Here is a 26420-nt window from a genome sequence, read left to right on the forward strand (position 1 = left end):
CTACGCCAGGCCCTACACCTCAGAGACCGAACGCGTTGCCGCCTTCGAGCCCTGGCTGCACCACTACAATCACAACCGAGGCCACACCTCACTCAAGGGTCAAACACCCGCTAGCCGCGTCACCAACCTCCGTGGGTAATACACCTAGGGGACGGGCGATGAAGGTGGCGGCAAAGGTTCCGAGCAGGAACAGGTTCTGCACGGTCTTGTCGGCCTCCGGCAGGAAGACCGGACCCATGGTGGTGATGAGGTAGCCGAAGACCCCGACGTCGTACCATTCCATCGTGTTGCCCACGATCGTGCCGCCCAGGGCCTTGCGCATCATGGGGCGGTCGACGATGTTGATGTGCGATACCTTCAGCCTGCGCGGGGTGAGAGGCCGCCCCGACGACGGCGGGGCACCAGAGGTGCCGTGCTTCCCGTGCGCATTCCTGGGGTCTGGGCTCATGATGCATCTCCTGCTAGGGCCACATCCGCTGATTCGTGGCCCTGGCCGGGAGTCACTCCCCCCACTGCGGACAGTTTATCGGCGTCACCGGACGCGGCGCCAGCGTTCGGCCGGACGGTTTGCCGGAGCGCCCGGCCCTCCGGCGGGACGGGGCCCGCTGCGGCCGCCGCTCTCAGGCCCCCTCGAGGACCTGGCTGGTGGCCCAGGCGAGGTATTTGGCGGCGTTGGCGACGGCGTCGGAGGGGCTGCTGGCCAGGTCCAGCAGCTGCGCGGCGGCCACCACCCCGTGCCGGGCAAGGTCCTCCGGGGTGACCAGGATCCGGCCGGCGACCACGATCACGGGGATGCCGCGTTCCTGGGCGGCGTCGGCGAGGGCGATCGGTGCCTTGCCGGTCAGCGACTGGGAATCCAGGGACCCTTCCCCGGTGATGACGAGGTCCGCTTCCGCGAGTTTCGCGGCGAGGCCGGTCAGTCCGGCCACCAGCTCGAATCCGCCCTCCAGGGCCGCGTTGCTGAAGGCCAGAAACGATGCCGGGAAGCCGCCGGCCGCGCCGGCTCCGGGGACGTTGACGTCGCGGCCGGTCGCTGCGCGCAACACGGAGGCCCAGTTCCGCAGGCCTGCGTCGAGGAGTTCCGCCGCGTCCTCGTCGGCGCCCTTCTGCGGGCCGAACACGTGGGCGGCGCCGTCGTGGCCGAACAGCGGGTTCTGCACGTCCACGGCGATCCTGAACTTCACGGCGGACAGCCGTGGATCGAGCCCGCTGGCGTCCAGCGACACGACGTCGGCCAGCGAGCCGCCGCCCAGGGGAACGACATTGCCGTGGACATCCAGGGGCTTGAGACCCAGCGCGCGGAGGGCGCCGCTGCCGGCGTCGGTCATGGCCGAGCCGCCCAGGCCGAGCACGATTTCCGTGGCGCCGGCATCCAGCGCGGCGGCGATCAGCTGCCCGCAGCCATAGCTGTGGGCGCGCAGGGCATTCGCAGGGGTCGGGTCCATGTGTGCCAGCCCGGAAGCCTGCGCGGTTTCAATGACGGCGGTGGCCCCGCCGAACGCGTCCTTCCGGATGGCCCACGCGGCACCGATCGGTGCCAGGATTGGGCCCACGACGGCGTTGAGCCGTTCCTCGTAGCCTGCCGCGACGGCCGCCTCCAGGGTTCCTTCGCCGCCGTCGGCCACCGGAAACTGGATGGCCTCGGCGTCGGGGTAGACGCGGAGGGCGCCTTCGGCGATGGCGGCGGCGGCTTCGGCGGCGGTAAGGGAGCCCTTGAACTTGTCCGGGGCGATGAGGATTCGCATGGCTCTATCCTGCCAGCAGAGGCCGACAACCACTCCCGCGGCGACACCGGCAACCCGGAAGGTTGCGCTCAGGGCACGCCGGGTGCCGCTACTGCCGCCATTGGCCGCGCTCCCGCAGCACCTCTTTGAGCAGGTCCGCACGATCCGTGACGATTCCGTCGACGCCGAGATCGAGCAGGCGGTGCATTTCCACGGGCTCGTTGATGGTCCAAACGTGCACGTGCAGGCCATGCCGATGGGCCCGGCGCACGAAGCCCCGCGTCGCGACAGTCACCGCGCCGTAGCGCACCGGGACCTGCAGGGCGTGGACTCCGCCGAGGACCCGCCGGACCAGCAGGCGCATCAGCGGCACGGGGAGCACCGGTCCCAGCAGGATGAAGAGGGCGTTGGAGGCAATGCCGGCAGAGCTGGCGGCCGGGCGGCTCAGTTGCTTCAGCACGGCGCGGCGCCGTCGGTCGGAGAAGCTGGCAATCAGTACCCGGTCATGCAGCCCATAGCGTTCGATCGCCGCGGCCAGGGTGTCCACGGAGTTCCAGTCCTTGACATCCAGGTTGAGCCGGACGTCCGGGAAAGCCGTGACGAGTTCCTCGAACAGCGGGATCGGTTCCGTGCCTCCGATCCGCGCACGGGCCACGGTCTCTCCGGGCAGCTCGGAAATCCTGCCGCTGCCGTCCGTCAACCGGTCCAGTGTTTCGTCGTGGAAGAGCAGGAGGACGCCGTCGGCGGTGGTGTGCACGTCCGTCTCGAGATGCCGGAAACCGAGTGCGACGGCGGCGCCGAAGGCGGCCATGGAGTTCTCCCGGCCGTCCCGCGCGAAGCCGCGGTGTGCCATCGCGACAGGCGTCGTGGGGCCATTGCCGGAGTCTCCGGACTGGTCAAAAAAAGGGTGGGAGTTCCGCACCTCTGAAGCGTAACTCCTGAGGCGTGCCGGAGCCCTCGGTGGCGCTGCCCAGGACATGGCGTCAGGACCTGTGCGGGAGGATTTCCACGCCGTCGCTACAGTGGAGCAGCGTGCGGCCGCGCCCGCCGTCGAGGTCCACCCAGACGGCGGTGTGGTCGGCCGTGACGGCGTCCACGAGGCCGCCGGTCTCATAGCCGGGCGCCATCCGGACGCTCACCCGGTCGCCCTGGCGCAGGCTCCTCCAGCGCGGATCCGGGTCCACCCTGTGCAGGGGCAGTTCGGAAGTCTTTTCAGTACGGTACCTGGCCACGAGATTTCCCCATCATCAATCAACGATCCGTCGCGAGATTTCAGCGTAGGTAACCAAGATGAACGCCAGTTGACTGCCGGCTGGGAATCCGGTGACATGACCGGCCGCTCGGGGAACGCTTCCGCCGGCCGGTATCAGGGCAGCCGGACGCCGAGTTCGGCGAGCTTGGCCTCGAGGATCTGGGCGACGCCGTCGTCGTCGAAGTGCGGGGCCTGCTGGCCGGCCGCGAGGATGGCCTCGGGGTGGCCGCTGGCCATTGCATATCCGTCGCCGGCCCAGCGGAGCATTTCGATGTCGTTGGGCATGTCCCCAAAAGCCACAACGTCCCGCGCCGCGATGCCGAGGGAGCCGGCGTATTCGGCAAGGGTGACCGCCTTGTTCACGCCGGGAAGGGAGAGCTCCAGCAGCGCCATGTTCGGCGCGGAGTGGGTGGCGGCCGCCAGATGCGCGACGGCGGGCGTCACCTCGGCCAGGAAGTCATCGGCCGTTCCCTCCCGGACGATCGCGAGGAACTTCACCACGGAGTCTGCCGCCGTGAGGGTGGTGTGCAGCGGCGCAGGCGTGAACTCGGAGAGCAGCCGGCTGGAGCCGTCCTCGATGAACCCCGGTTCCAGGTGGAAACCGGTCAGGGTTTCGGCGGCGAACAGGGCCGACGGGCGCAGCCGCTGGATGATGCGCCGCACCTCGAACACGGTGTCGGGCGCAAGCCCCTTCGCCGAGAGCATCCGGTCCGCCTCGAGGTCCCAGACGACGGCGCCGTTGGAGCAGATGACGGTGCCGGTGTGGCCCAGCTGGTCCTGCAGGGGGTGGAGCCAGCGCGGCGGCCGGCCGGTCACGAAGACAAGTTCGATGCCGGAGTCGCGGCAGGCGTGGAAGGCGCGGACGGTCCGGTCGCTGATTTTGCCGTCGTGGCCCAGGATCGTTCCGTCGATGTCACTTGCTACCAGCCGCATAGTGCCAGTCTACGTGGGTGCCCGGGCGCTGGCCCGCACCCGAGGTCGCCCGGCCCGCACCCGAGGTCGCCCGGCCCGCACCCGAGGTCGCCGGGCCCGCAACCGAGGTCGCCGGAAAGGTGCGAAACCGCCGGAAGCTTCCGGCGATCCCGCAGGCTTCCGGCGGTTTCGGCGGCGATCGGTTCAAATATCGATGGTTACGACGGCGCGCTCCCCCGCCGGATGCGTCCGGGCGCCGGTCTCGGAGCTGACCGCCCGGGAGACGCAGCAGCACATCTTGGCAGCCGCGTGCTGTTGGCGTTCGCTGTAAAAGACGTCCCTGTGATCAATGGAACCCTGCACGCCAAGCAGGCGCACTTCGCACAGCCCGCATTCGCCCTTGCGGCAGTCAAACATCATGTCGACGCCCGCGTCCTCCAGGGCTTCCAGCATGGACTTTCCGGGGCCGACAGCCGCCTCGACTCCCAGGCGGGGCACGCGGACCACGAACTCCTCGGGGTCGTACCAGCCGCTGTTGCCGAAGGTCTCGAATCGGAGGTTCGGCAGGCTGAGCCCGAGTGTGCCCCAGCCGCGCTTGACGGCATCCATGAGCCGGATCGGACCGCACATGTACAGTTCGGTGTCCGGATCCACGGCCGCAAGCAGCTCGTCAACCTTCAGCGCCATGCTTTACATCGGGGTTGGCATCGTGGTCCTGGTGGCTGGCGGCGCCGTAGCGGCGATGCGTCCGGCCGCCGTCGGGACCTCCCCGCTCCCCGCGGAGGAACGCCTGACGACGGCGGCCTGAGCCGAACCCCCAGCCGCCCGCCGCCCACCCGAGGTCGCCGGAAGAGTGCCACATCGCCGGAATCTTCCGGCGATCTGGCAGGCTTCCGGCGATTTCGGCGGCACTCGGGCGGCCGCTCGTCTAATGCCGTTCGTCTAATGCCGTTCGTAGATCCCGGTGAGTGTGGCCCGGCCAAGGGTGTGCCGGGACAGCTTCGATTCCAGGCTCGCCGGAGACGTGCGCTCGTCCAGCCCTGACGGCGCGACGTCGAGCGCGTGCACCGTGACGATGTAGCGGTGGGGGCCGTGGCCGGGCGGCGGCGCGGCCCCCAGGTAGCCGTGGAATCCGGCGTCGTTCTTCAGCTGCAGGGCACCCGGAGGAAGGTGCCCGCCGCCCTCCGCGCCTGCTCCGGCCGGCAGCGAGCTCACATCGGCCGGGATGTCCAGGACCGCCCAGTGCCAGAAGCCGCCATGCCCGGGCGCGTCGGGGTCAAACATGGTGATGGCATAGCTCTTGGTGCCGGCTGGCGCCCCGGACCAGCTCAGCTGCGGCGACTCGTCCTGGCCGCCGGCACGCATTCTGCCGCTGCGCTGTGCCGGCGGCAGGCTCTGGCGCTCACTGAAGGATTCGCTGCTGACGTGGAAAGACGAAGCATCGTGGTGTGTCATGACTGCATTTCTGTTGCTGTTGGGACCTCTGCATCCAGTTCCATCCGGGCAAGCTCCGCGCGGGTCGGCGGGTTGGCACCGGCGCGCGATACCGTCACGGCGGCCGCCCAGGCCGAATGGGCGAGGAGGCCGCGGAGGCTTTCGGCGGAGAGTTCGCGGAGGTCTTTGCGGTTCTGTGCTCCGTCCAGGCCCCGGTCCACCACGCCGGAGAGCAGTGCCGCCATGAAGGAATCCCCGGCCCCGACCGTGTCCGCCACGTTCACCGCTGGAGCCTCAAAGTGCGCCTCGCCGGCGGCGTTGACGGCCCAGGGCCCTTCGGCGCCGCGGGTCACCACCACCATCGCCGGGCCCTCCGAGCCGCCGAGGGACAGCCAGCGGCGCGCGGACACCAGCGGGTCGTCGCCGGGGTACAGCCATTCAAGGTCCTCGTCGGAGGCCTTGACGATGTCCGCCAGGGTGACGAATTTTTCGGCCTGCCGGCGCGCATAGTCCACGTCGGTGATAATGCTGGGCCGGCAGTTGGGGTCGAAGCTGACCGTCGCGGAAGGATGGGCATGTTCGACGGCGGCCAGCACCTCGGCGGCGCCGGGCGCCAGCATCGTGGCGATCGAGCCGGTGTGCAGCAAGGTGGTGCCCTGCAGCATGAAAGGCAACCGCTCCGCGAGCCCTGGGAGCTCCCAGGCGAGGTCGAACGTGTAGGTGGCGGCGCCGTCGTCGTCGATCAGGGCCGTGGCCACGCTTGTGGGCAGCCCGTCCGGTCCCTGCGGGAGGAGCACCGAGCTGGACTTCAGGTGGGCCGCAACCGCTTCACCGTAGGCGTCGCGCCCGTAGCGGCCGATGAACTGCACGGGGTGGTCCAGCCGGGCCAGCCCCACCGCCACGTTGAGCGGGCTTCCGCCGACATGGGCCTGGACACCGGAGGAGCGCTGGACCACGTCAACGAGGCCCTCGCCAATAACTGTGAGCATGCTCATACTCTGCCAGAGAACGCTGTCCGCCGCGCGAGTGTTGCGTGGCCTAGTTGGGCACCTGGAAACGACAAGGGGATACACGGCCTTCTTTCCCGAACACGTCATCCCAGCGCACCATGTCTTCATCGAACGCCGCCGCCGAACAACGGACGTACAGGGTCACGGCTGCCGGGAAATGCGCGGGCAGGAGCAGGTTCCGGGATCTGAGCGCGTCCTATGGCAACATCGGGACTATGAACAGGCGCACAGGTGAGGAAGCGACCCCTACATGCTCCGATATGGGTCAGGGGAGCGTCTTCGCACGGAGATATCCACTGGTGACCCGCTCGGCGCTCATTCTCATCTGGCCATTGGGTCTCGCGGCTTTGTTCGTGTCCGTCCGGCACCTCGTCACCGGAAATGCCATGGGGCAAGACTCGCATGCCTACTGGCTCGCGGCGCAGGGCGAGCTTGCCTACGGTGCAATTCCTGGACAGATGGACGCGTATCTGTATTCGCCCGCGTTTGTCGCGGTGATCAGGCCGTTGGCGTTGCTTCCCTGGCCCCTGTTTTGTGCGGCATGGTTTGCGATCGAGGCAGCGCTCGTGGCTTGGCTGGTGAGACCCTTGCGGGCGCGCTGGGCCGTTCCGGTGTCACTGCTGTGTCTCCCGGAACTCGTCGTCGGCAACATTTACATTTTGTTGGCAGCGGCCGCCGTGCTCGGCATGCGGAAGCCTGCCGCGTGGTCCTTCGCCGTCCTCACGAAAGTCACCACAGGCGTTGGCCTCCTGTGGTTCGCCGCTCGCGGCGACTGGAAGAGGATGCTGCAAGGCATTGGCGCAACGGTGATCATCGTCGCCCTCTCCTATGCAGTTGATCCGTCGGCGTGGACTGACTGGGTGCAGTTCCTGTTCGAGAACAGGAATGGAACGCCCGACAGCAGATTCAGCTTCGTAGTGCGGTGCCTCGCCGCGGTGGCCTTGGTCGTCGTCGGTGCCCGGAAGCAGTGGGCCTTTCTCATCGCTCCGGCGATGGTGCTGGCGTCGCCAGTTCTCGTTTCCGTCGTTCCGTGGACAATCCTGGTTGCGATACCGCGACTTCTCATGGAGGGAAGTCGCGGAACCGAATACGGCCCCGTGAAAGCACTAGCGAACGACCAAAGCCTGTGAGCCGCCGCGTCGTTGCGTGATCCGAGTCCTGTCACTGCCTCGCACAGCGCACTTGCGGCTTCATTCTTGATTCGCTGGGTCCGACATGGGCACGCATGAATGACCAGCGCCAGCGAATTCGATACGGCAGCCGGCGTACGCGGCCGTGCCGGCGGTTTCGGTGGTCGCAGTGCAGGCCAGCGTGGCGGGCAGGCAGCGCAAACTCCGCCCGGATCCGTTTTCACGTCCGTCCACTGATTTCTTGGGGGCTCAATATTGCCGTCGCCTAGATGATTAGGTCGTAGTGGCTTAAGTGGTCGTAGGCGATGAGTGAGCGCTTGCGGGGTGCGTTGATGCGCCAGTTTTGCCGGATGCCGGCGGCAAGGGCGAGTAGTCTAGTTGAGTGTTCACAAACCCGGCTTAACACCCTCCGCCTTACTCTAAAAGCGTCCACGTCCGTTCCGGGCAATAGGACTTACTCATCTAGCAAGGCACCTGGTCCATAGGCATCCCGGCCGCCTCCGCGTGCGCGAACTTGGCATCGATGTGGACGACGTCCCTGCCGGCCCGCTGGAGCAGACTGGCGGCCACCCCGGCCCGGTACCCGGTTGCGCAGTGCACCCACACCCTTCCGGCGGGCACGTCATCCAGGCGCAGCAACAGCTCGTGCAGCGGGACATTCACGGCACCCGCCACCCGCGACGCGGCGTACTCATCCCTCCGGCGGACGTCCAGGACGGTGTCCGCGCCGGCGCGGTCCGCGACCACATCCTCCCAGCCCGCCCGGGGATAGGAGACGACGTCGGCCTGCGGGGCCAGGGCGTGCAAATCGGTCCCCACCGCCGCGTCCGGCGATTCTATGCCGATGCGGGAGAGGTCCCGGATGGCGTTTTCAACGTCCTCGTGCGAGCCGACGAGGGTCAGCTGGTCCCCCCAGGGGAGCACCCAGCCAAGGTAGCTTGTGAAGCTGGAGCCGCTCCCGTACTCAAAACTGACGCTGCCCTTGAGGTGGCTGCTCGCAAATGCCACCCGCCGCCGCAGGTCCACGACCCACTCGCCCTTGTGCAGGCGCCGGGTGAGCTCGGCGGCGTCGAGCGACTCGGGCACGGTCAGGTCCGCGGGGCCCGGGCCCCGGACGTTGGCCGGGCTCATGTGGGCGTAGTACGCGGGGTAGGCCGTCAGGTTGGCGATGAGCTCGAGGACGAAGTGCTCCTCATCCGGGTCAGTCAGGGCATGGTTGGCCGCGAGCTGTTCGCCAATAGTGGATGACTTGGCGCCCGTGGACGGCCCTGATGAACAAAATGAGCCGAAGCCGTGGGTCGGGAACAGCGCCGCATCGCGCCCGGCTTCGGCAACGAGGCGCCGCACGGAGGCGTATTGATCGTGGGTGAGTCCGATCGTGTCGGTTGCGGCCACGAGATCGGTGCGGCCCACCGAACCATAGAGCAGGCTGCCGCCGGAGAAGACGGCCTGCTTCTCGCCGTCGTCGACAATGAATGACAGGTGGGTGTGGGTGTGCCCGGGCGTGGCGACGGCGGTGACCGTCAGCGAACCGACCCGGACGCTCTGGCCACCGGAGATGGGCGTGCGCTCGAACTTCACGGGATCGTCAGCGTTCACGAGATAGCTGGCGCCGTGCTCCCGGGCAAGGATCAGGCCGCCGGTGATGTAGTCATTGTGCAGGTGGGTTTCCGCCACGTGCGTGATGGTGACCCCGGCAGCGCGGGCGGCCGCTTCGACGCGGTCCGTGTCCCGCTGCGGATCGATCACCAGCGCCACCGTGCCGTCGTGGACCAGATAGCTGCGGTCCCCCAACTGCGGGGTCTCAATGACGACGACATCCATGGTTTCCTCCGGCGGCCGGACGCGGGTGGGCTCAGCCCTGGTTGACCGGGTGGCCGTTGCGGTGCCACTCGGTGATGCCGCCCGTGACGTTGACGGCGTCGTAGCCCTGGTCTTCAAGGAAGGTGGCGGCCTGGGCGCTGCGGCCGCCGGCGGCGCACATCACGTAGACGGTGCCCTGCGCCGGAACGTCATTCAGCGACTGCGCAAAGCGTGAGAGCGGGACACTCTGGGCCCCGGGTACGCGGATTTCCGCAAACTCGCCGTCCTCGCGGACATCGACGATTGCGGCGTTGTCGCCAAGCGCGGCGAGGTCATTGACGGAAATGCTCTTCAAGCTTGCGTCCTTTCGAGGTGGCCGGGCAGGTCCCGGCGGGCCACTCTCCCTAATCATACCCCCTGGGGTATAAAATCAGGCCTGATTGTTTCCGGTTGCGTCCTGCTGGTAGACGTCCGGGATGCCGTCGTGGTCGGAGTCGACGTTCTCTTCCTCCTCGGCCTGACGGTACTGCCGGTTCCGGGTGCGCAGCACGGCGGTGGCCAGCAGCGCCGCGAGGACCGACGCCGCGAGGATTCCCACCTTCGCGTGGTCATCGTGCACGCTGCCCTGTCCGAAGCTCAGTTCGGCCACGAGCAGCGAAACGGTAAAGCCGATGCCGGCCAGGATCGAGAGGCCGAAGACGTCGATCCATTTGAACGAGCCGTCCAGCCTCGCCCGCGTGGCCTTGGTGATGAGCCAGGTGGTGCCCAGGATACCCGCCGGCTTGCCCAGCACCAGGGCGAAAATGATACCCACGGCCACCGGATCCGCCACCGCGGCGCCGAGTCCGCGCCAGCCGCCCACGGCGACCCCGGCGGAGAAGAAGGCGAACAGCGGGACGGCCACCCCGGCGGAAATCGGGCGGAAACGGTGTTCGAAGATTTCCGCGAGTCCGGGCCCGGCGTCGGGGCCCCCGCTGGCACGGGAGCGGATGACCGGTACGGCGAAGCCGAGCAGGACTCCTGCCACAGTGGCGTGGATGCCCGAGGCGTGCACGAGTGCCCAGGTGGCGGCCCCGAGGGGGAGCAAGATGAGCCAGGCGGCGAGGGCGCGCGCGCCAAAGAACCGCCGATACTTCTGCGCGAGGAAAGTGTAGAGGCCCAGCGGGAGCAGTGCCAGAAGCAGCGGGACGGGCTGGAGGTCGCTGGTGTAGAACACCGCAATGATGCTGATGGCCAGCAGGTCATCCACGACGGCCAGGGTGAGCAGGAAGATCCGCAGGGCGGAGGGCAGGTGCGAGCCGATGATCGCCAGTACCGCGACGGCGAACGCAATATCGGTGGCGGTGGGGATGGCCCAGCCGCGCAGTGTCCCGGGGCTGCCGACGTTGACCGCCGCGTAGATCAGCGCCGGGAACGCCACGCCTCCGACGGCCGCGGCGACGGGGACGATGGACTTGCTGATCTGCCGCAGGTCCCCCGCCACGAATTCGCGTTTGAGCTCCAGTCCGACCAGGAAGAAGAAGATGGCGAGGAGTCCGTCAGCCGCCCACGCACCGAGGCTTAGCTCAAGGTGCCACGGCGCGTAACCGAAAGTGAAGTCCCGGAGTGCGAAGTAGCTGCCCGACGCCGGCGAATTGGCCCAGATGAGGGCGATCACCGCCGCGGCGGCCAGCAGGGCGCCGCCAACCGTTTCCTTGCGGAGGATTTCCCTGATCCGCAGGGATTCGGTATAGCTCCCGCGGCCGAAAACGGTGAATCGCGGGGGAACGGGCGGCGGGAGGGGAGGAGGGGTGGCGCTCATGGGATCCTCAAAATCGGCTCGACAGAATTATGCCGACCAGACTTCCCGGCGCACCTGGACCCTAGTCTATTGGACTCCAACCGGTTTTCCGGCTGCTTGCGCGGCGCCCCGGCGCCGGAGGCCTCAGCCCAGCAGCAGTTGCACGAGATCGCGGCATTTCCGGTACGCGGCAGCCTTCGGATCGATCAGTGCGAAGTGGTCGCCGGGGACTTGTAGCAGCTGGACGGGTGCGCCCGCCGCCTTCGCAGCCCCGGCATACGTTTCGGACTGGCTCATCGGAACGGTGTCGTCGTCAGTGCCGTGGACGGCATATACGGGAACTTTCAGCGGCAAGGCGCTCATCGGGTCTGCGAACTTGTGCCGTTTTGGGTATTTTTCGGATGAGCCGCCCAGCAGGTTGCTGACCGCGCCGTTGCTGAGGTTCAGCCGTTCGGCGGCGGCGAGGTTCAGGACCCCTGACTGGCTAACGACACCCGTGAGCTGCACAGCGCCGCCGTCGTCCCCCTTGCGCAGAAGCTGGCGGTCGGCGTCGGGCGCGCCGAGCTGCGCGAGCCTGCAGCGGCCCGCCGCCCAGACGGCGAGGTGGCCGCCGGCGGAGTGCCCCAGTGCGACTACCCTGTCCAGCCCCAGTCCGTGTTCCCCGGCGACGTCGCCGAGTTTGTCGATTCCCGCCAGGACGTCGGCAAAAGTATTGGGCCAGCCGCCGCCGTTGCCGGCGCGCCGGTATTCCAGGTTCCAGGCAGCCATGCCGTGGGCGGCGAGGTCCCTGGCCAGCGGCTCACCGAGTTCTGCACCATATTGCGAACGCCAGTAGCCGCCGTGAATGACCACCACCACGCCCTTGGGCGCGGCCGCCTCGGGCAGGAAGAGCTCTCCCCACTGGCTCGGGTCATCGCCGTAGTGGTACTTGTGCCGCTTCACTGTGTCCTCCTCGGGGCCCGGTGAACAGGCGGCGGAGACTGCCCCCAGTGTCACCGCCACTGCGGCCGAGATCAACGTCCGACGCCGCACATCAGCCATGTCCAGAGCCTACCTCGGGCGCCGCGCCGGGCGGCGCAGGCCCGGCTCGGGGCGTGCAGTCACCGGCATTGGCAGCGCGGCGGACGACAGCAGCTGGGGTGTCGGCCCGACGCCGTCATATGCGCGCCGTAAGCTGGACGCATGGCGAGCAATTGGGATCGGCTGGACCTCGGCCTGCGCGAATCAGTGCAGGAAAACGTGGAGCTCTACGAGCGGGTCCGTCCTGCGCTGAAGCTGGTCACCCGGGAAGTCCTGCTCACCCTGCGGGCCATGCTCAAGGGCACCGAGGTGACACCGCTGTTCGTCACCGGCCGGACCAAAACCGTGGAGTCCTTCCGCGAGAAGATCTCCCGCACCGAGGAGCCCCTCGAGCCGGGCGGGCCGCCGGTCCTGAAGTTCCCGGACCCGTTCCGGACCCTCAATGACATGGTGGGCATCCGCGTGATCACCAAGCTTCCGGCGGAAAACGCCGTGGTGGCCAACATCATCAAGCGCCAGCGCCAGCTCTTCGACTGCCGCGGGGACCGCGAGAAGGACATCGGTTCCATTGAGTCGGGGACTTATGGATATTCGAGCCGGCACTTGATCCTGCGGACCATCCAGAACGAGGCCGTCAAGGACTACCAGCAGGTCTTCAACCCTGACGCCCAGCCCAACGGCAGCTATTTCTTCGAGTGCCAGATCCGCACGGTGTTCGCGCACGCCTGGAGCGAGATCGAGCACGACATTCGCTTCAAGGCCGAGGACCCCCGGGCCTGGACACCGCACTTCGACCGCCAGTTCACCGCCACAGCAGCCATGCTGGAAACGGTGGAGAGCGCGTTCTCCGACCTGCATGACCGCTACGAAGAGGTGCGCAGCTACTGGGACATGGATGGCGAAGGGGCTGCGCCGCTGACGCCTAACCGGATCCGCGACGTCTGGCGGACCCTGTTGCCGCACGTGGACCGGAAGGTGGATGACGACTGGGGCTGGGCCGCGGAGCTGATGGCCGCCCATGGCCTCAACCAGACCATGCAGCTCGCCGGACTGCTCAGCGCCAACCGGATCACCGAGGTCCGCAAGGCACTGGACCACCGCTACTCCCCCGGCCCGGACCGTCTCCTGGATGACCTCCTGCTGTGGCAGTACGGCACCGAACACATCGACCTCACCGCGGAACCGGCCGACGCCGTCCCGCACCCGCGGCGGGACAGCCTTCTGCGACGGCTCAAGCAAATCGAACGGTACCGGCTGACGCAGGGGTAGGGGTTCGCGGCTGCCCCGAACGTTCCTGCCCAGTTCATTCAGAGCGACGAACCGGAAACCCACCGCGCGCCTGGGACACGCCGGGCTTTTCCGTGTCCCGGAGATAGCAACTGGGCGGGAGCGCGCGGGCCACGTCCAAATTCCCCCGCGCAAGCCGTCCATCAGCACGGCGCCGGCACGCTCCCGCCGGCCGATGACTGCATCGCCGTGCCGGATCGCCCCTTTGGCCGGCCGCCAGCACCACTAGCCAGTTAAAAATCCGACATATTTGTCCGACACCCGGTCATGAAGTGGCCGCCTGACGGACACTGGTGCCACCATGCTTGGATGCTTGAGGCAACCAAATCCCAGAATGACGACGCCGGCACCCGCACTGACGCGGACGCCCCGGCCAATCCCGCCCTCGCCGCCGAGGCCAAGATCGCCCGCATCGCGGTGACAATCTTCCCGATCCTGGTGGTCGTGGCCGGCGTCGCCGGTTTCCTGCTGCCTGGCGCGTTCAAACCGCTTGCACCCAGCGTGCCGTATCTGCTGGGCATCATCATGTTCTGCATGGGCCTGACCCTGACGCCGCCGGACTTCGCCTCGGTGGCCAAGCGGCCGTGGGCCGTGGTCCTCGGCATCGTGGCGCACTACGTCATCATGCCCGGCGCCGGTTGGCTGATCGCCGTCGGGCTGCACCTGGAACCGGAGCTCGCGGTGGGCCTGATCCTGGTGGGCTGCGCGCCGTCGGGGACCGCGTCGAACGTGATGGCCTTCCTGGCAAAGGGCGATGTCGCCCTGTCCGTGGCCGTCGCCTCGGTCTCCACGTTGATCGCCCCGATCGTAACTCCCCTGCTGGTGCTGTTCCTGGCCGGTTCGTTCCTGAACATCGACGCCGCCGGCATGGTTCTGGACATCGTCAAGACCGTGCTGTTGCCGGTGATCGCCGGCCTGCTGGCCCGGCTCTTCCTCAAGAAGCTCGTGGCCAAGGTGCTGCCGGCACTGCCGTGGGCCTCCGCTGTCGTGATATCGCTGATCGTGGCGAGCGTGGTGGCCGGCAGCGCGAGCAAGATCGTTGCCGCCGGCGGCATTGTGTTCCTCGCAGTGGTGCTGCACAACGGCTTCGGCCTGGGTCTGGGCTACCTCGCCGGCAAGCTGGGGCGCCTGGATGACAAGGCCCGCCGGGCGCTGGCGTTCGAGGTCGGAATGCAAAACTCGGGCCTGGCCGCCACCCTTGCCACGGCCCATTTCAGCCCCCTGGCTGCCCTGCCGTCCGCCGTGTTCTCGCTCTGGCACAACGTCTCCGGCGCCATCGTTGCGGCGTGGCTGGCTTGCCGCCCGCTGCGCGACGCCTGACGCGACGCCTGACGCGACTCCTATCCGACCGGCCCGGCCGGCCCACGGCTGGAGCCCTTCGAGACCGGTGCGACGCCTAGACCCGGACGGTGTCGCCGTTAGCACTGGTATCGATATCCGCGCCGGTGACACTGTTGAGCCAGGCGATCGCATCTTGCCTGGAGGTGAAGAACTCGTGCGGGTAGCGGGTGTGCCGGCCCATGGCGGCAGCCACAACACGGTCCACGACGCTGGAGCCGAGGACGGCAATGGCCGAAACGCCCGTTGTCTGGGCGAAGACATAGCGGGCGGCCGCACTTATTTGCACATCCGTCATTTCGGACAGCATTGGCATCGGCGCGCCACCACTGATCCGCTCCGCGGCGCGGATGGCAGAGTGGGCGTCGGCGACGTCGACAATAGATCCCGGCTGCCAGATTGACTCGATGATGCCTGAGCGCACCTGTAGCGAGTTCTTCCCGTGGGCAGCGGTGGTTTCCCTGAGCACGACTCCCCCTGCGCTTCTCGGCGTGGCGACTGCTCCGCCAGCACCCCAATGCTACCTGCCGGTAGCACGCCGCCCGGGAGATTCGGATCGGGCGAGGCGTCCCTCCAGCAAAAGGGCTCCCTGCCGGGAAAGGGGATGGCGGCTGTCTCGGGGAAAGTTCCCCGGGACCGCCGCCATCCAGACCCTACGTTGGGCCGGGCCTCAGGCCGCCGCGCGGCTGCTACTGCGCGGAGGCCAGGGCATCCCAGGCGAAGCTGGCAAGCCAATGGCTGGACATGAACTCCTCGGTAATGACCGAACTCAGGCCCGCCGAGAGCAGCGGCTCCAGCGCCTCGTCCAGAGCAGCGAGCGCGCCGCCGGCGCTGGTGGCGCCGCCTGCCGCCAGGGCCTTCCGGATACGGATGATCTGGCCGGCACGCGTGAGATTCAGTCCGTTGAGGTGGGCCAGGTAGCCGTCGGACTCATCCGTGACGGTGGCCTTGGCGAGAATGCGGTCATCCGCGGAAAGCCCCGGGAGGAACGCATCAAACCATTCAGCAAAAGCGTCCGCGTCCAACACCTTGGCCATGAGGTCTGCTTCGCTGAGGCCAGCGGACAGGAAGTCCTGGCCGCTCATTTCCCACTCGCCCGGCCAGCCGGCGTCGTCCCCGAACCAGCCGAGGGCAGCCGCCCCACAAACCGCTGCTGCCTCGTCCCGGCCCAGCTGGCGGAAGGAATCCAGCATCATGCCCAGTCCGAAGGCGGCGTTCGTGTGGATTCCGTGGCGTACCGGGAACTCGGCCGTGGCTGTCCAGCCGGCCACGAGGGACGCGACGACATCGACCAGCGGGTCCAGGGCCGCACCCCAGCCACGAATCTGCGTGTCCTCCGACACGGCGGCCGTGGCGGCGAGGCGCACTAGCCAGGCCCAGCCGTACGGGCGTTCCCAGCTGGGATTGGCCGCCAGATACGCGCCCTCCACGGCCAGGTTGTCCGCCGTCAGGTTCGCAGAAAGCACGGCCCGCAGGGCCGCGTCCCGTTCGGCGTCGAGCCCGTGCTCGAGCAGGCTCACACCCAACCACGTCATGTGCACGCAGGAGTGCCAATCGAAGGACGTGTGGAACGCCGGGTGAAGTTCCCGCGGTCCGGGCCGGTCCGCCGGTGACTTTTCCACGTGCTGGGAAGAGAACGGGTAGGGCCGGGACAGATTCGCCGCAACGATATCCGCGTACTCGTTGGCCAGAGCGTCCATCTGGACCGAAGGGTTGAAGGTGATGACGTCCATGTGTCTCCTTGCAGTTTGTGGGTGCCGGCTAGTGGAAGGCGAAGAAGTACATCAGGACGATGTTGACCCCGAGCAGCGGAATGGCGGTGGGGACCTGGGCCTTGATCACGCCGTACTTGTTCTTCATCTCCAGGAGCGCCGACGGGACCAGGTTGAAGTTGGCGGCCATCGGTGTGCACAGCGTGCCGCAGAAACCTGCGAGCATGCCGACCGCGAAGACGATCGCCGGGGTGCCGTGGAAGGTCTGGACCAGGACCGGCCAGCCGATGGCTGCCGTCATGATCGGAAACGCGGCAAAAGCGTTGCCCATCAGCACCGTGAAGAGGAACATCCCCACGGAGTAGACGACGACGGCGGCGAGCAGCGAGCCGTCGGGCAGCATGCCCTTGGCAAGCGTGCCGACGGCGGTGCCGACGCCGGCCTTGGTGAAGAGGATGCCCAGGGTGGACAGCATCTGCGGCAGCAAGGCAGCCCAGCCAATCGATTCCAGAATGCGCCGCCCCTCGAATACCGGGGCCAGCTTCTGCTGGGGGCGCAGGATCACGACGGCGACGATCGCGGCGACGACGGCGCCCACGGCCAGCGCCACGAGCGTGGTGTTGGTGGGATCGAAGATCGGCTGACCGCCAATCTTCAGCACAGGGGCCAGCAGCACGATAACGACCGTCACCACCGGAAGGGTCAAGGCCGGGATGAACAGCTTGTTGCCGAACTTGGCAGCTGACTCGGTGCGGCTCTGCACGCTGGTGGTCCTGGCCTTGCCGTCACCGAGCAGGCCGGTACTCGCCAGCGCGACCAGCACCAGCACGCCGATACCCAGGATCCAGGCCGGAGCGGTACCCGCCTGCACCCAGGTGCCGTAGAAGAAGCAGAGACCCAGAAGCCCCCAGAAGGTGGAGCTGCCCCAACGCTTGGGGTGGCTCGTGTCGCGGGCGATCAGGAACGCCCAGGCAACAAACAGCATGCCTATCAGCCAGAAGACGGCTTCAACCTTGATCATGCTTCTCCTCCGACGGTGACGGGCTCTGCAGACTTCTCTGCTTCTGCGGTGCGGGCATCCTTGTCCAGCTGGCGGTCAAGGCGCAGGAGACGGAAGCCATGGATGAGGAAGGCGCAGATTGCGGTGGGAATGGCCCACACGGCAAGCTCCAGCGGCTCCAGGTGAAGGTGGTAGGTGGTGTCCACGAAGGTCGTGATCAGCAGGATGGATCCGACGGCGACGAAGATGTCTTCGCCGAAGAACACGCCGACGTTGTCCGCCGCAGCGGAGTGGCCCTTGATCTTTTCCTTGACCTTGTCCGTGACGCTTCCATAGCGGCGGAGCGCGGCGCCCTCAGCCATCGGGAAGACCAGCGGACGCACGGTCTGCGCGTGTCCGCCGATACTGTTCAGGCCCAGGGCCGCCGTGGCCTGCCGGACCAGCAGGTATCCGAGCAAGACCCGGCCGGCCGTCAGCTTGGCCAGTTTGGAGATCAGCGTTTTGGCCTGCTCCTGCAAGCCGAAACGCTCAATGATCCCGATCACCGGCAGCACGACCACAAAGATGGTGACGGATCGGCTGCTGGCGAATCCGGAGCCGAAGGCATTGAGGATTTCCAGCGGCGAGAGGCCCCCAAGAAGGGCCGTGACGATGCCGGAGACCGTGACAACGATCAGTGGGTTGAGGCGGATGGCGAAGCCAACGATCACCAGCAAGACCCCGATGAGTACGAGCATATTTTTCCATTCCCGCTTTGGCCATGACTGGTCAGCGGAGGGTTGTAGTTGGAGGCACGGCCAGAAGGCCGCCGCGGATCGACTGTCCACGGATAGTGGTGCCCGTCACTTTGGAGAACAGCATATGTTTTTGTTCAACAATCTGACAAGCCTTTTGTCCAACGAACTGACAGGCTTCGGTTCCGTTTGCGCCGCGACGCACCCTGGGGAGACCGCCGTCGGGTCCTCCTCGATGAGCGAAAGGGGCCGGTTCAGGCGGCCATGGCCGCCAGCAGCTGGGCCTCCGCGCGGTCGAGGTACTGGCGCATGAACTCCGCCGCGGCGGCGTTGTCCCCGGAACCCATGAGATCGATCAGCCTGACGTTGTCGGCTAGATAGGGTTCGTGGAAAGCGGGATCGGAGCCCATCGCGTGGAAAACCAGGCGCATCTCAGCGAGGACCTGTTCCATCAGCGCGTCCAGCCGCTCGCTGCCCGCACGCGCCACGACCGCACGGTGGAAGTCCTGGTTGGCAGCTGCCATGCCAGGGACGTCGCCGCGGGACCGGGCCCGCTGACCCTCGGCCACTATGGCCCGCAGGTCGTCAACGGGCGCCGGCTCCTGCCACAGGATGGCGGCGGGCTCGACGTAGCGGCGCACGCGGTAGATCTCCCGGACGTCCTCCGCCGTGGGCCGGGCGACAAACACTCCGCGGTTCGGGATGCGGGCGATGATGTGCTCGGCATGCAGGGAGGTGAACGCCTCGCGAAGCGTATTGCGGCTGACGCCGAGGGCCTCCCCCAGCGCCTCCTCGGACAGCTTTGTCCCCGGCGCCAGCTGGCCCGCCGAAATCCGTTCGCGCAGCTGGGCCGAGACCCACAGGCCGGTGTGGGCATGGGTCTCCCCTTTGGCCAGCCGGCGCAATTCTTCCAATACCGCCTCAAACGTCATGCCTACCAGCCTAGGGCCGCGTCCGGCGTTCAATCCCCGTCGCCGGCACCTGTGTTGGGCGCCAGTCCGCGCATGTGGTCCACCAGGGTGGAGACGGCTCGCGCACACACGAGTTCCGGGGTGGACGCCGGGCCCGGCGGCACGACGTCGGCGTCTGCGGGCCCCGTGACGTCCGCGGGCTCCGGGACGTCGGGGATCAAGAGCTGTGCCACGCGGCGGTCCGCCAGCTCCGCCAGGGCGATGGCGTCCTCGGGGTCCTCGCCGCGGTGCAGGAGGATCACGCCGTCGGCGCCGCCGGAGAGCATGAACTTGCGCCAGCCCCCGCCCAGCAGGATGACCGCCTGGTAGCCGTGCTGCGGCAGGATCTGTGACAGCGCGGTGGCCAAGGCACGGTCCCGGGGCTGGTCGAGATCGGCAAGGGCCACCGCCACCAGGTCTGTCCGCCCGCGGCGCATCCCCCGTGCGGCCTGGTTGGCGACGTAGCCGAGTTCGCGGACGGCGGCATGCACCCGGTCCTGGGTGGGCTGGCTGATCCGGGTGGTGCCGCCGGACCTGCCGGAGAGCACATAGGAGACCGTTGTCAGGGACACGCCGGCCCTCTCCGCGACATCGCGGATGGTGGGTTTGGATCCATGCCGCACTGATTGCTCCCGGCTGCTTCTCCGCCCGGCTCCGTGGCGGCTCCTGAAAACTTCGTCGTGGGGGTGAACCCCGGTGTGAACTCTAGCCCGAAGCACCGATCCCTGGACTGATGACCGGCGCCGGGTCCGCACAACGCGGGGTCACTTAGCGCCGGCAGGTCGTGCCGGATAGTGTTTCGGGAAACGAGTCCACATCGATTGTGGGGGAAACGCGTGGCATCTGGCATCTACGGTGCCGACGTCGAGCAGCTAAGGTCGCCCTCCAAGTCCATCGGGCGCCCCCGTCGATTGCTCCGTAACTGCCGTTTTCCGGACTCATAACGGCAGTTACGGAGCAATCGACGATGCACACAGGCCCGCACCGCAGGCACAGGAAATCGCCGCCGGACATCTTTCGACAGGCTTCCTTGCGGGTGGCAGGCGCGTCTTCGGGCCTGCCCCGGTCCTACGGCGTCCGCCGCCGGGGCCTGCGGCGACTCAGTGTTACCGCAGATTGCCCTCCGTGACGCGGCAGGACGGAATTGTTCACGGCGGTCCTCAACTGGCCTAGCCTGCATAGAAGACCTGCAGAACATCATCACGATCACAGGAGGGGTGAACTTGTCAGTGAGCACGCCGCGCAATGCGCACCAGACCTCGCACCGGACCAGTATCAATGCCCCGACGGACCTGGTGTTCAGCATGCTGCGCGAAGCCTCGCACTGGCCGTACCTTGACGGTCTGACGGTCTACTCGGAGCGGGTCAGCGGCGACGATGCCACGCACGAACTCCGTACCTCGGTGGTTTCCAACGGCTCACTCAGTTCAAGCCACAGCTGGCGCGTCTTTGATGCCGCCACCCACCGCGGCGAGTTCCAGCAGCTGCATCTGGAACCACCGCTCCTGCAGCTCGGCGGCGACTGGGAGATCCGGTCGTCGGACGGGCTCTCAGTGGCCACGCTGAACCACATGTTTGAGGTCGACGACGAGCGCTTCGCGGAGCGGATTAATCAGATCATCGAGGACTACAGCCGGCGGGAACTGGAGGCACTCCGGGCCACCTGCGAACGGCTTTCCCTCCTCCTGCAGCACCACACCCCGCAGGGGCAGTCCCCGAAACCTTCCTCGGCCCGATCCGCGGCTCACTCCGCCGCTCACTCCGCGGCCAAGGAGGCCTGAATGTCAGGGGACAGGTTCACGACGGAACGGGACAGCTTCGGCCGGCTCCTCGCGGACCGCGACGTCTGGCGCCAGGCCACGACCATCCCGGCGGCCGGCGAGCTGACCGCCCGTTGGCTGGAAGGCAAGAGCGAGTACCAGCCGGGGGTCTTCTCGCCAGAGTTCGACGACGAGACCGCGGCGATCTCCGGAGAGCTCGCCCGGCTCAACCGCAACGGGCTCTTCACCAAGGAATCGCAGCCGGGCCTTCAGGCGGGGGGCCTCGCGCAACGCGCCTACGTGACGGCTTTCTGCAGCCCCGAGACGGCGTCGGCGCTCCTGGCGTTGTCCACCCGGACCGGCCTCGTGACGGTCGCCCATGCACCCGGGGAGGCGAGCAGCGCCTCTATCCCGGTGACTGTGAAGGACGACGCCGTCGCAACCGTGCTGGGAAGCAGCGAAGGCCCGCTGGGGAGTGACCAGCTCCGGGACTGGGCGGCCGAGTCCAATGAGACTTTGGCCCTCGTCCTGGCGGATGCCTGGTACGTGGAAGTCTTTGATCCCGTCTGGGGCCGGAAGGATGCCCTGCTGCCCGCCGTTCTTGAGGCGCTGCAGGCCCAATAGCCCGTCGGGAAGGGCGTCGCAGCGCGGCCGGCGGCTATCTGTCCCGGTGTTTTTACATATCGGTGGCATCCCAGCCGATGCTGGCCGCCTCGTCCAGGGTTCGCGCCTCGAAATGTTCCAGCAGTTCCCTAAGGGGCTGGAACATTTGCTCGTACATCGCCGAGGCCCGCCACTGCTCGATCTGCTCGAGCGACTCCCACGGGCCGGTACTGATGAACCGGTTGCGGACGTCGCGGTCGTGCATCAGCACGGCTTTGGCATTGGGGAAATCCTCTTGGGTCTTTCTGGCCAGATCACGCCAGGCTTGCACGAAATCGTTTTCGCGTCCGGGATGCACCAACCAAATTCCCAGCGTATAAACCGACACGTCGATCGCCTCCATCTTCTGCACGGGATTGATACGCCCGATTATCGGCTCGCGCCCCGGTCCGCGGTAGGGTCCAACTGCCCGCCGGGGCCACACAGGCATTGGCGGCCGCCCCGGCGGATTCGGAGACCGGCGAGCCGTTCTCGCGGGTGTTGGTGAACGAGAGTTCCCCTGCACGCTTTTCCACTTCGCCCGGAGAAGGTCTCCCAGTCCTCGACGACAGCCCTGATGTCGTCATAACGGGAGACGACGCAGAGTCCGATCCGCTCGTCGAACATGACCGGCTGCTCGGCCCGGAGTTCGGCGTAGACAGGGAAGGGATCCTTCATCCGGAACGGCTCGTAGCCGTGGTGCCCGGCCAGGGCTTCGGCGCCGTCCCCGCCTGCGGCAGGACGGGCTGGCCGCGGTTCGGGAGCACTTCGACACGGACACGCCGACAACTAAGCCGCCGACGTCGAAAACTGACACCAAAGTGCCCCCGGACGGACGCCTCCTGGCCGCAAACGAGGGCTGCCGGCTGCAAACGAGGCATCCGGAGGCCGTGCGGCGGGGTGCAAGACCAGGACCTCCTTATCGACGGCGTTGCCGCGGGTTCCATCCGGTGCCGGGCGTCCCCCGGCCCATTGGAGTCGAGTCTAGTCCGGAGCGGTTTCCGACCCCGGCCGGACGGCCATTCCGGCCGGGGTCAGGTTTCGTCCAGCCAAATCAGGGATACTGGGAGAAGGCGCTGGCTCGCGCCTCCATCACATTCGCGTCAGAGGCAGCGGTCGGTTCCTGCCCTGATTCAGCTGACGTTGAAACCGGCCAGACTGATCCTCGGGAGGTTATGTGGCATTGCTAGTCGGCGAAACGGCCGAAACGGCCGCGAAGGCCGCCCCGCAAACTACAGTGCGGCCAAGGCTTGACGGCCTGGACGTTCTCCGTGGCGCTGCCGTCGGTGCCGTTCTGTTGGGGCATTCCTGGCCCGGGATATTTCAAGGTGCCGGCATCGTCGGTGTCATCGTCTTCTTTGTGCTGAGCGGTTACCTCATCACAGGCGTGTTGCTGAAGGATGTCAAAGGACACCGCAAGATTCGCTACGGCCGATTTTATGCGCATCGGGCCTTCCGCCTGCTGCCGGCGCTCGTGTTATTCCTTGGCGTGTACGCCATCGTTGAATTGACGGCCGACGTCCTCGGGGATCGATCCAAAGGGATCATCGGCTATACCGTCCTCGCCGGCTTCGGCTACCTCAAAGACATCCCGCTGCCTTTCGACGTCAGCCTGGCGATCGGTCCGCTCTGGACGCTGGCGGTCGAAGAACAGTTCTATCTGATCTGGCCGGCGCTGCTGGTCTTCGCCCTGCGGAGCAACCGCCGGGGACGGCTGATTGGCTGGTCAGCCGCCGTCGTCGCTGCCCTCATGACGGTCAGCGTGCTGGCGATGCTCATCCTGGCTCCGCAGCTGCACTCCCTGGTCTACGCGCTGCCGACGACGTGGGGTCTCGGGCTGGTCGTCGGTTCGGCACTGCGCCTCTACCGGGTCCATGTGTTCAGGTGGTTCGCCGGCCGCCGGCGCAGGCTTGCGGCCCTGCTCGGTTCGAGCCTTGTCCTGGCCGCGCTGATCTTCTTTCCCAAGGCCAACGAAACCCCGGCCTTCTTCTTTATCGGCGGCCCGCTGGCCATGGCGGGCGCGGCTGTCCTGGTGGTACTGGCAGCCTCCCGCACGCGCGCCATGCCGAAGTGGACGCGCGCCCTGCAGCTGCTGGGCACAGTCTCCTACGCCGCGTACCTGTGGAACTATGTCGTCATTCTCTGGATCAATGGCGGGTCGACCGCCGATCTACCGCCGCTGGTCGCCGTGTCGGCCATCCTGCTGACCCTGCTGGTAGCCGTCATCAGCTGGCACACCGTCGAACGACTGGGACGCATCGCGCGCAGCCGCTTCGACAGGTCCTATCCGGGCACTCTTCGGACCAGCTAGACACCCCCAGCGCGACGCACGGGTCGCCGGGCCGCAGCTAGCATGGCTGACATGGACATCACGCTTCGCACGAGCTTCCTCCCGCACAACGGCGGGAGATCGACGCCGAACCGGACGTACCGACCGAAGCCGACAAGATAGACCCGGGCTGGGACCGCGAGGACCGCGAAAGCGCCCCCTCGTAACAGATGGAGACACGATGAGCATCGCCACAAGTACCGGCACAGGGTCGCCTGCGCTGCATGTTGCCGACACCCACGATCTGATCCGCGTGCAGGGTGCCCGCGAGAACAACCTCAAGGACGTCAGCCTCGAAATCCCGAAGCGCCGGCTGACGGTGTTCACCGGCGTCTCCGGCTCCGGCAAGAGCTCGCTGGTGTTCGACACGATCGCGGCGGAGTCGCAGCGCATGATCAACGAGACGTACAGCGCTTTCGTACAGGGCTTCATGCCGACGCTGGCGCGGCCGGACGTCGACCTGCTCGAAGGCCTGACGACGGCGATCATCGTCGACCAGGAGCGGATGGGCGCCAACCCCCGCTCCACCGTCGGCACCGCCACCGACGCCAACGCCATGCTCCGCATCCTCTTCAGCCGACTCGGGCAGCCGCACATCGGTCCGCCCACTGCGTTCTCCTTCAACGTCCCCACACGCAAGGCGAGCGGCGTGATGAGCACCGAGAAGGGCGGCAGGGTCGACAGGAACGTGGTGCGCGACGTCGTCTACCTGGGCGGCATGTGTCCGCGTTGCGAGGGCATGGGTTCGGTCTCCGACTTCGATCTGACGGCACTGTACGACGACGCCAAGTCACTCCGTGAGGGCGCGCTCACAATCCCCGGCTACAGCATGGACGGCTGGTACGGCCGTATCTTCAGCGGCGCCGGCTTCGACATGGACAAGCCCATCGCGAAGTTCACCAAGAAGGAAATGCACGACCTGCTCTACAAGGAACCGACCAAGATCAAGGTCGAAGGCATCAACCTGACATATGAGGGACTGATCCCGAAGATCCAGAAGTCGATGCTCTCCAAAGATGTCGACGCGATGCAGCCTCACATCCGGGCGTTCGTGGAGCGCGCTATCACCTTTCAAAACTGCCCGGAGTGCGACGGCACGCGGCTCAGCCCGGAGGCCAGATCCTCGAAGATCCGGGGCAAGAACATCGCCGAGCTATGCGTGATGCAGATCAGCGACCTGGCCGAGTGGGTCCGGGACCTCAATGAGCCGTCGGTGGCCCCGCTGCTCTCGGGACTGCAGCACATCCTCGACTCCTTCGCGGGGATCGGGTTGGGCTACCTCTCACTCGACCGGCCGGCCGGCACCCTCTCCGGGGGCGAGGCGCAGCGCACCAAGATGATCCGCCATCTGGGCTCCTCCCTGACCGACGTCACCTACGTCTTTGACGAGCCGTCGATCGGCCTGCATCCCCACGACATCGAGCGCATGAACGAGCTGTTGCTCCAGCTGCGGGACAAGGGCAACACGGTGCTCGTCGTGGAACATAAGCCGGAGATGATCTCAATCGCCGACCACGTGGTCGACCTCGGCCCCGGCGCCGGCACGGGAGGCGGGACAGTCTGCTTCGAGGGCACCGTGGAGGGCCTGAAAGGGAGCGGCACGATCACCGGCCGCCATCTCGAGGACCGGGCGGCGCTCAAGGAGGCGGTCCGTTCGTCTTCCGGCGCCCTGGAGATCCGCGCCGCGTCGACACACAACCTCAAAGACGTGGACGTCGACCTCCCGCTGGGGGTGCTCTGCGTGGTTACGGGCGTTGCCGGCTCCGGCAAGAGCTCCTTGATCCACGGCTCGATCGACGGCCGCGAGGGCGTGGTGGTGGTCGACCAGGGTGCGATCCGTGGTTCGCGGCGGAGCAACCCTGCGACGTACACCGGGCTATTGGAGCCCATCCGCAAGGCGTTTGCGAAGGCCAACGGCGTGAAGCCGGCGCTCTTCAGCTCCAATTCCGAGGGCGCCTGCCCCACGTGCAACGGCGCCGGTGTCATCTACACCGATCTGGGCGTCATGGCCACCGTCGAATCCATCTGCGAGGAATGCGAGGGGAAGAGGTTCCAGGCGTCAGTGCTGGAGTACACGCTCGGCGGCCGAAACATCGCCGAAGTGCTCGCGATGCCGGTGGCGGAGGCTGAGGACTTCTTCGGCGCCGGCGACGCGAAAGTCCAGGCCGCCCACAAGATCCTGGACCGCCTCGCCGACGTCGGCCTCGGCTACCTCACCCTCGGCCAGCCGCTCACGACCCTCTCCGGCGGCGAGCGGCAGCGGCTCAAGCTGGCCACCCAGATGGCGGAGAAGGGCAATGTCTATGTCCTCGACGAGCCGACCACGGGCCTGCACCTCGCCGACGTGGAGAACCTGCTCGGCCTGCTGGACCGGCTCGTCGACGCCGGCAAGTCGGTCATCGTCATCGAGCACCACCAGGCGGTTATGGCGCACGCGGACTGGATCATCGACCTCGGCCCCGGTGCCGGCCACGACGGCGGCAGGATCGTCTTCGAGGGCACACCCGCCGATCTCGTCGCAGCCCGCTCCACCCTCACCGGCGAGCACCTTGCGGCCTACGTCGGAACCGGACCGACGCCCTCGCGGACACCGTGAGATCGCG

The 26420-nt window shown here is 67.2% G+C and carries 26 protein-coding genes and 2 pseudogenes; 9 read left to right on the forward strand and 19 right to left on the reverse strand.

Going from position 1 to position 26420, the window contains the following annotated elements:
- Positions 1–139: pseudogene (locus AC1DCZ_RS07120) on the forward strand (IS481 family transposase); the annotation flags it as partial.
- A gap of 3 nt (positions 140–142) precedes the next feature.
- On the opposite strand, the pseudogene AC1DCZ_RS07125 reads toward AC1DCZ_RS07120, so the two are convergent.
- From AC1DCZ_RS07125 to AC1DCZ_RS07150, 6 genes and pseudogenes are all read right to left on the reverse strand, one after another.
- Positions 143–448, reverse strand: a pseudogene (locus AC1DCZ_RS07125) (MFS transporter); the annotation flags it as partial.
- Positions 449–620: 172 nt separating this feature from the next.
- Positions 621–1745 (reverse strand): glycerate kinase, encoded by a 1125-nt coding sequence (locus AC1DCZ_RS07130; protein ID WP_476973967.1) that lies wholly within the window; start codon positions 1743–1745, stop codon positions 621–623.
- Positions 1746–1833: 88 nt separating this feature from the next.
- Complete coding sequence (locus AC1DCZ_RS07135; protein ID WP_476974125.1) at positions 1834–2577, reverse strand: glycerophosphodiester phosphodiesterase family protein; 744 nt, start codon at positions 2575–2577, stop codon at positions 1834–1836.
- A gap of 130 nt (positions 2578–2707) precedes the next feature.
- Positions 2708–2956, reverse strand: a complete 249-nt coding sequence (locus AC1DCZ_RS07140) for a hypothetical protein (RefSeq protein WP_476973968.1) — start codon at positions 2954–2956, stop codon at positions 2708–2710.
- Between the two features lie 134 nt (positions 2957–3090).
- Complete coding sequence (locus AC1DCZ_RS07145; RefSeq protein ID WP_476973969.1) at positions 3091–3909, reverse strand: HAD family hydrolase; 819 nt, start codon at positions 3907–3909, stop codon at positions 3091–3093.
- Between the two features lie 183 nt (positions 3910–4092).
- A complete protein-coding gene (locus tag AC1DCZ_RS07150) occupies positions 4093–4575 on the reverse strand; it encodes a 2Fe-2S iron-sulfur cluster-binding protein (protein WP_476973970.1) in 483 nt (160 codons plus the stop codon).
- On the opposite strand from AC1DCZ_RS07150, the gene AC1DCZ_RS07155 reads away from it, so the two are divergent.
- Positions 4574–4696 (forward strand): hypothetical protein, encoded by a 123-nt coding sequence (locus AC1DCZ_RS07155; RefSeq protein WP_476973971.1) that lies wholly within the window; start codon positions 4574–4576, stop codon positions 4694–4696. The genes AC1DCZ_RS07150 and AC1DCZ_RS07155 overlap by 2 nt on opposite strands.
- A gap of 134 nt (positions 4697–4830) precedes the next feature.
- Here AC1DCZ_RS07155 and AC1DCZ_RS07160 read toward each other — a convergent pair whose 3' ends face one another.
- The gene (locus tag AC1DCZ_RS07160) at positions 4831–5343 is read right to left on the reverse strand and encodes a YbhB/YbcL family Raf kinase inhibitor-like protein (RefSeq protein WP_476973972.1); all 513 of its coding nucleotides are present in this window, start codon (positions 5341–5343) and stop codon (positions 4831–4833) included.
- On the reverse strand, positions 5340–6311 hold the full coding sequence (locus AC1DCZ_RS07165; protein WP_476973973.1) for a carbohydrate kinase family protein: 972 nt from the start codon (positions 6309–6311) through the stop codon (positions 5340–5342). The genes AC1DCZ_RS07160 and AC1DCZ_RS07165 overlap by 4 nt, the downstream gene beginning before the upstream one ends.
- Positions 6312–6631: 320 nt before the next feature.
- On the opposite strand from AC1DCZ_RS07165, the gene AC1DCZ_RS07170 reads away from it, so the two are divergent.
- On the forward strand, positions 6632–7462 hold the full coding sequence (locus tag AC1DCZ_RS07170; RefSeq protein ID WP_476973974.1) for a glycosyltransferase family 87 protein: 831 nt from the start codon (positions 6632–6634) through the stop codon (positions 7460–7462).
- 462 nt (positions 7463–7924) lie between these two features.
- Here the strand turns inward: AC1DCZ_RS07170 and AC1DCZ_RS07175 are convergent, their stop codons facing one another.
- From AC1DCZ_RS07175 to AC1DCZ_RS07190, 4 genes are all read right to left on the reverse strand, one after another.
- Complete coding sequence (locus AC1DCZ_RS07175; protein WP_476973975.1) at positions 7925–9286, reverse strand: MBL fold metallo-hydrolase; 1362 nt, start codon at positions 9284–9286, stop codon at positions 7925–7927.
- 31 nt (positions 9287–9317) lie between these two features.
- Complete coding sequence (locus AC1DCZ_RS07180; protein ID WP_476973976.1) at positions 9318–9620, reverse strand: rhodanese-like domain-containing protein; 303 nt, start codon at positions 9618–9620, stop codon at positions 9318–9320.
- Positions 9621–9695: 75 nt separating this feature from the next.
- Positions 9696–11066: a Na+/H+ antiporter NhaA gene (gene nhaA, locus AC1DCZ_RS07185; RefSeq protein ID WP_476973977.1), complete on the reverse strand. Its 1371-nt coding sequence runs from the start codon at positions 11064–11066 to the stop codon at positions 9696–9698.
- A gap of 123 nt (positions 11067–11189) precedes the next feature.
- Positions 11190–11987: an alpha/beta hydrolase gene (locus AC1DCZ_RS07190; RefSeq protein ID WP_476974126.1), complete on the reverse strand. Its 798-nt coding sequence runs from the start codon at positions 11985–11987 to the stop codon at positions 11190–11192.
- A gap of 240 nt (positions 11988–12227) precedes the next feature.
- On the opposite strand from AC1DCZ_RS07190, the gene AC1DCZ_RS07195 reads away from it, so the two are divergent.
- Both AC1DCZ_RS07195 and AC1DCZ_RS07200 read left to right on the forward strand, forming a co-directional pair.
- Positions 12228–13334, forward strand: a complete 1107-nt coding sequence (locus AC1DCZ_RS07195) for a GTP pyrophosphokinase (protein ID WP_476895811.1) — start codon at positions 12228–12230, stop codon at positions 13332–13334.
- A gap of 327 nt (positions 13335–13661) precedes the next feature.
- Complete coding sequence (locus AC1DCZ_RS07200) at positions 13662–14672, forward strand: bile acid:sodium symporter family protein (protein WP_476973978.1); 1011 nt, start codon at positions 13662–13664, stop codon at positions 14670–14672.
- A gap of 76 nt (positions 14673–14748) precedes the next feature.
- Here the strand turns inward: AC1DCZ_RS07200 and AC1DCZ_RS07205 are convergent, their stop codons facing one another.
- From AC1DCZ_RS07205 to AC1DCZ_RS07230, 6 genes are all read right to left on the reverse strand, one after another.
- Positions 14749–15159, reverse strand: coding sequence for a DUF7793 family protein (locus tag AC1DCZ_RS07205; RefSeq protein ID WP_476973979.1), 411 nt, complete (start codon positions 15157–15159; stop codon positions 14749–14751).
- Between the two features lie 220 nt (positions 15160–15379).
- Complete coding sequence (locus tag AC1DCZ_RS07210; RefSeq protein WP_476973980.1) at positions 15380–16423, reverse strand: DUF2891 family protein; 1044 nt, start codon at positions 16421–16423, stop codon at positions 15380–15382.
- A 28-nt stretch (positions 16424–16451) separates the two neighbouring features.
- A complete protein-coding gene (locus tag AC1DCZ_RS07215; protein ID WP_476973981.1) occupies positions 16452–17423 on the reverse strand; it encodes a DUF979 domain-containing protein in 972 nt (323 codons plus the stop codon).
- Complete coding sequence (locus tag AC1DCZ_RS07220) at positions 17420–18139, reverse strand: DUF969 domain-containing protein (RefSeq protein WP_476973982.1); 720 nt, start codon at positions 18137–18139, stop codon at positions 17420–17422. Before AC1DCZ_RS07220 ends, AC1DCZ_RS07215 begins: the two co-directional genes overlap by 4 nt.
- A gap of 251 nt (positions 18140–18390) precedes the next feature.
- Positions 18391–19068 carry a GntR family transcriptional regulator gene (locus tag AC1DCZ_RS07225; protein WP_476973983.1) on the reverse strand — a complete coding sequence of 226 codons (678 nt, stop codon included), beginning with the start codon at positions 19066–19068 and terminating at the stop codon, positions 18391–18393.
- A 29-nt stretch (positions 19069–19097) separates the two neighbouring features.
- Positions 19098–19709 (reverse strand): LacI family DNA-binding transcriptional regulator, encoded by a 612-nt coding sequence (locus AC1DCZ_RS07230; protein ID WP_476973984.1) that lies wholly within the window; start codon positions 19707–19709, stop codon positions 19098–19100.
- 594 nt (positions 19710–20303) lie between these two features.
- On the opposite strand from AC1DCZ_RS07230, the gene AC1DCZ_RS07235 reads away from it, so the two are divergent.
- Both AC1DCZ_RS07235 and AC1DCZ_RS07240 read left to right on the forward strand, forming a co-directional pair.
- Positions 20304–20867 (forward strand): SRPBCC family protein, encoded by a 564-nt coding sequence (locus AC1DCZ_RS07235; RefSeq protein WP_476973985.1) that lies wholly within the window; start codon positions 20304–20306, stop codon positions 20865–20867.
- Complete coding sequence (locus AC1DCZ_RS07240) at positions 20868–21470, forward strand: DUF6919 domain-containing protein (RefSeq protein ID WP_476973986.1); 603 nt, start codon at positions 20868–20870, stop codon at positions 21468–21470.
- Positions 21471–21522: 52 nt separating this feature from the next.
- On the opposite strand, the gene AC1DCZ_RS07245 is transcribed toward AC1DCZ_RS07240, so the two are convergent.
- Complete coding sequence (locus tag AC1DCZ_RS07245) at positions 21523–21852, reverse strand: antibiotic biosynthesis monooxygenase (protein WP_476974127.1); 330 nt, start codon at positions 21850–21852, stop codon at positions 21523–21525.
- Between the two features lie 813 nt (positions 21853–22665).
- Here AC1DCZ_RS07245 and AC1DCZ_RS07250 point away from each other — a divergent pair.
- Both AC1DCZ_RS07250 and AC1DCZ_RS07255 read left to right on the forward strand, forming a co-directional pair.
- On the forward strand, positions 22666–23799 hold the full coding sequence (locus AC1DCZ_RS07250) for an acyltransferase family protein (protein ID WP_476973987.1): 1134 nt from the start codon (positions 22666–22668) through the stop codon (positions 23797–23799).
- Between the two features lie 199 nt (positions 23800–23998).
- Positions 23999–26413, forward strand: coding sequence for an ATP-binding cassette domain-containing protein (locus AC1DCZ_RS07255; protein WP_476973988.1), 2415 nt, complete (start codon positions 23999–24001; stop codon positions 26411–26413).
- Positions 26414–26420: the final 7 nt, after the last annotated feature.

The organism is Arthrobacter sp. 10N418, assembly GCF_056394725.1.

Coding starts and splice junctions, on each gene's coding strand:
- AC1DCZ_RS07225 (WP_476973983.1), bottom strand. CDS start 19,068: ATGACGTTTGAGGCGGTATTGGAAGAATTGCGCCGGCTGGCCAAAGGG.
- AC1DCZ_RS07255 (WP_476973988.1), top strand. CDS start 23,999: ATGAGCATCGCCACAAGTACCGGCACAGGGTCGCCTGCGCTGCATGTT.
- AC1DCZ_RS07210 (WP_476973980.1), bottom strand. CDS start 16,423: ATGGACGTCATCACCTTCAACCCTTCGGTCCAGATGGACGCTCTGGCC.
- AC1DCZ_RS07245 (WP_476974127.1), bottom strand. CDS start 21,852: ATGGAGGCGATCGACGTGTCGGTTTATACGCTGGGAATTTGGTTGGTG.
- AC1DCZ_RS07130 (WP_476973967.1), bottom strand. CDS start 1,745: ATGCGAATCCTCATCGCCCCGGACAAGTTCAAGGGCTCCCTTACCGCC.
- AC1DCZ_RS07160 (WP_476973972.1), bottom strand. CDS start 5,343: ATGACACACCACGATGCTTCGTCTTTCCACGTCAGCAGCGAATCCTTC.
- AC1DCZ_RS07155 (WP_476973971.1), top strand. CDS start 4,574: ATGCTTTACATCGGGGTTGGCATCGTGGTCCTGGTGGCTGGCGGCGCC.
- nhaA (WP_476973977.1), bottom strand. CDS start 11,066: ATGAGCGCCACCCCTCCTCCCCTCCCGCCGCCCGTTCCCCCGCGATTC.
- AC1DCZ_RS07195 (WP_476895811.1), top strand. CDS start 12,228: ATGGCGAGCAATTGGGATCGGCTGGACCTCGGCCTGCGCGAATCAGTG.
- AC1DCZ_RS07165 (WP_476973973.1), bottom strand. CDS start 6,311: ATGCTCACAGTTATTGGCGAGGGCCTCGTTGACGTGGTCCAGCGCTCC.
- AC1DCZ_RS07240 (WP_476973986.1), top strand. CDS start 20,868: ATGTCAGGGGACAGGTTCACGACGGAACGGGACAGCTTCGGCCGGCTC.
- AC1DCZ_RS07220 (WP_476973982.1), bottom strand. CDS start 18,139: ATGCTCGTACTCATCGGGGTCTTGCTGGTGATCGTTGGCTTCGCCATC.
- AC1DCZ_RS07215 (WP_476973981.1), bottom strand. CDS start 17,423: ATGATCAAGGTTGAAGCCGTCTTCTGGCTGATAGGCATGCTGTTTGTT.
- AC1DCZ_RS07145 (WP_476973969.1), bottom strand. CDS start 3,909: ATGCGGCTGGTAGCAAGTGACATCGACGGAACGATCCTGGGCCACGAC.
- AC1DCZ_RS07200 (WP_476973978.1), top strand. CDS start 13,662: ATGCTTGAGGCAACCAAATCCCAGAATGACGACGCCGGCACCCGCACT.
- AC1DCZ_RS07135 (WP_476974125.1), bottom strand. CDS start 2,577: ATGGCACACCGCGGCTTCGCGCGGGACGGCCGGGAGAACTCCATGGCC.
- AC1DCZ_RS07150 (WP_476973970.1), bottom strand. CDS start 4,575: ATGGCGCTGAAGGTTGACGAGCTGCTTGCGGCCGTGGATCCGGACACC.
- AC1DCZ_RS07175 (WP_476973975.1), bottom strand. CDS start 9,286: ATGGATGTCGTCGTCATTGAGACCCCGCAGTTGGGGGACCGCAGCTAT.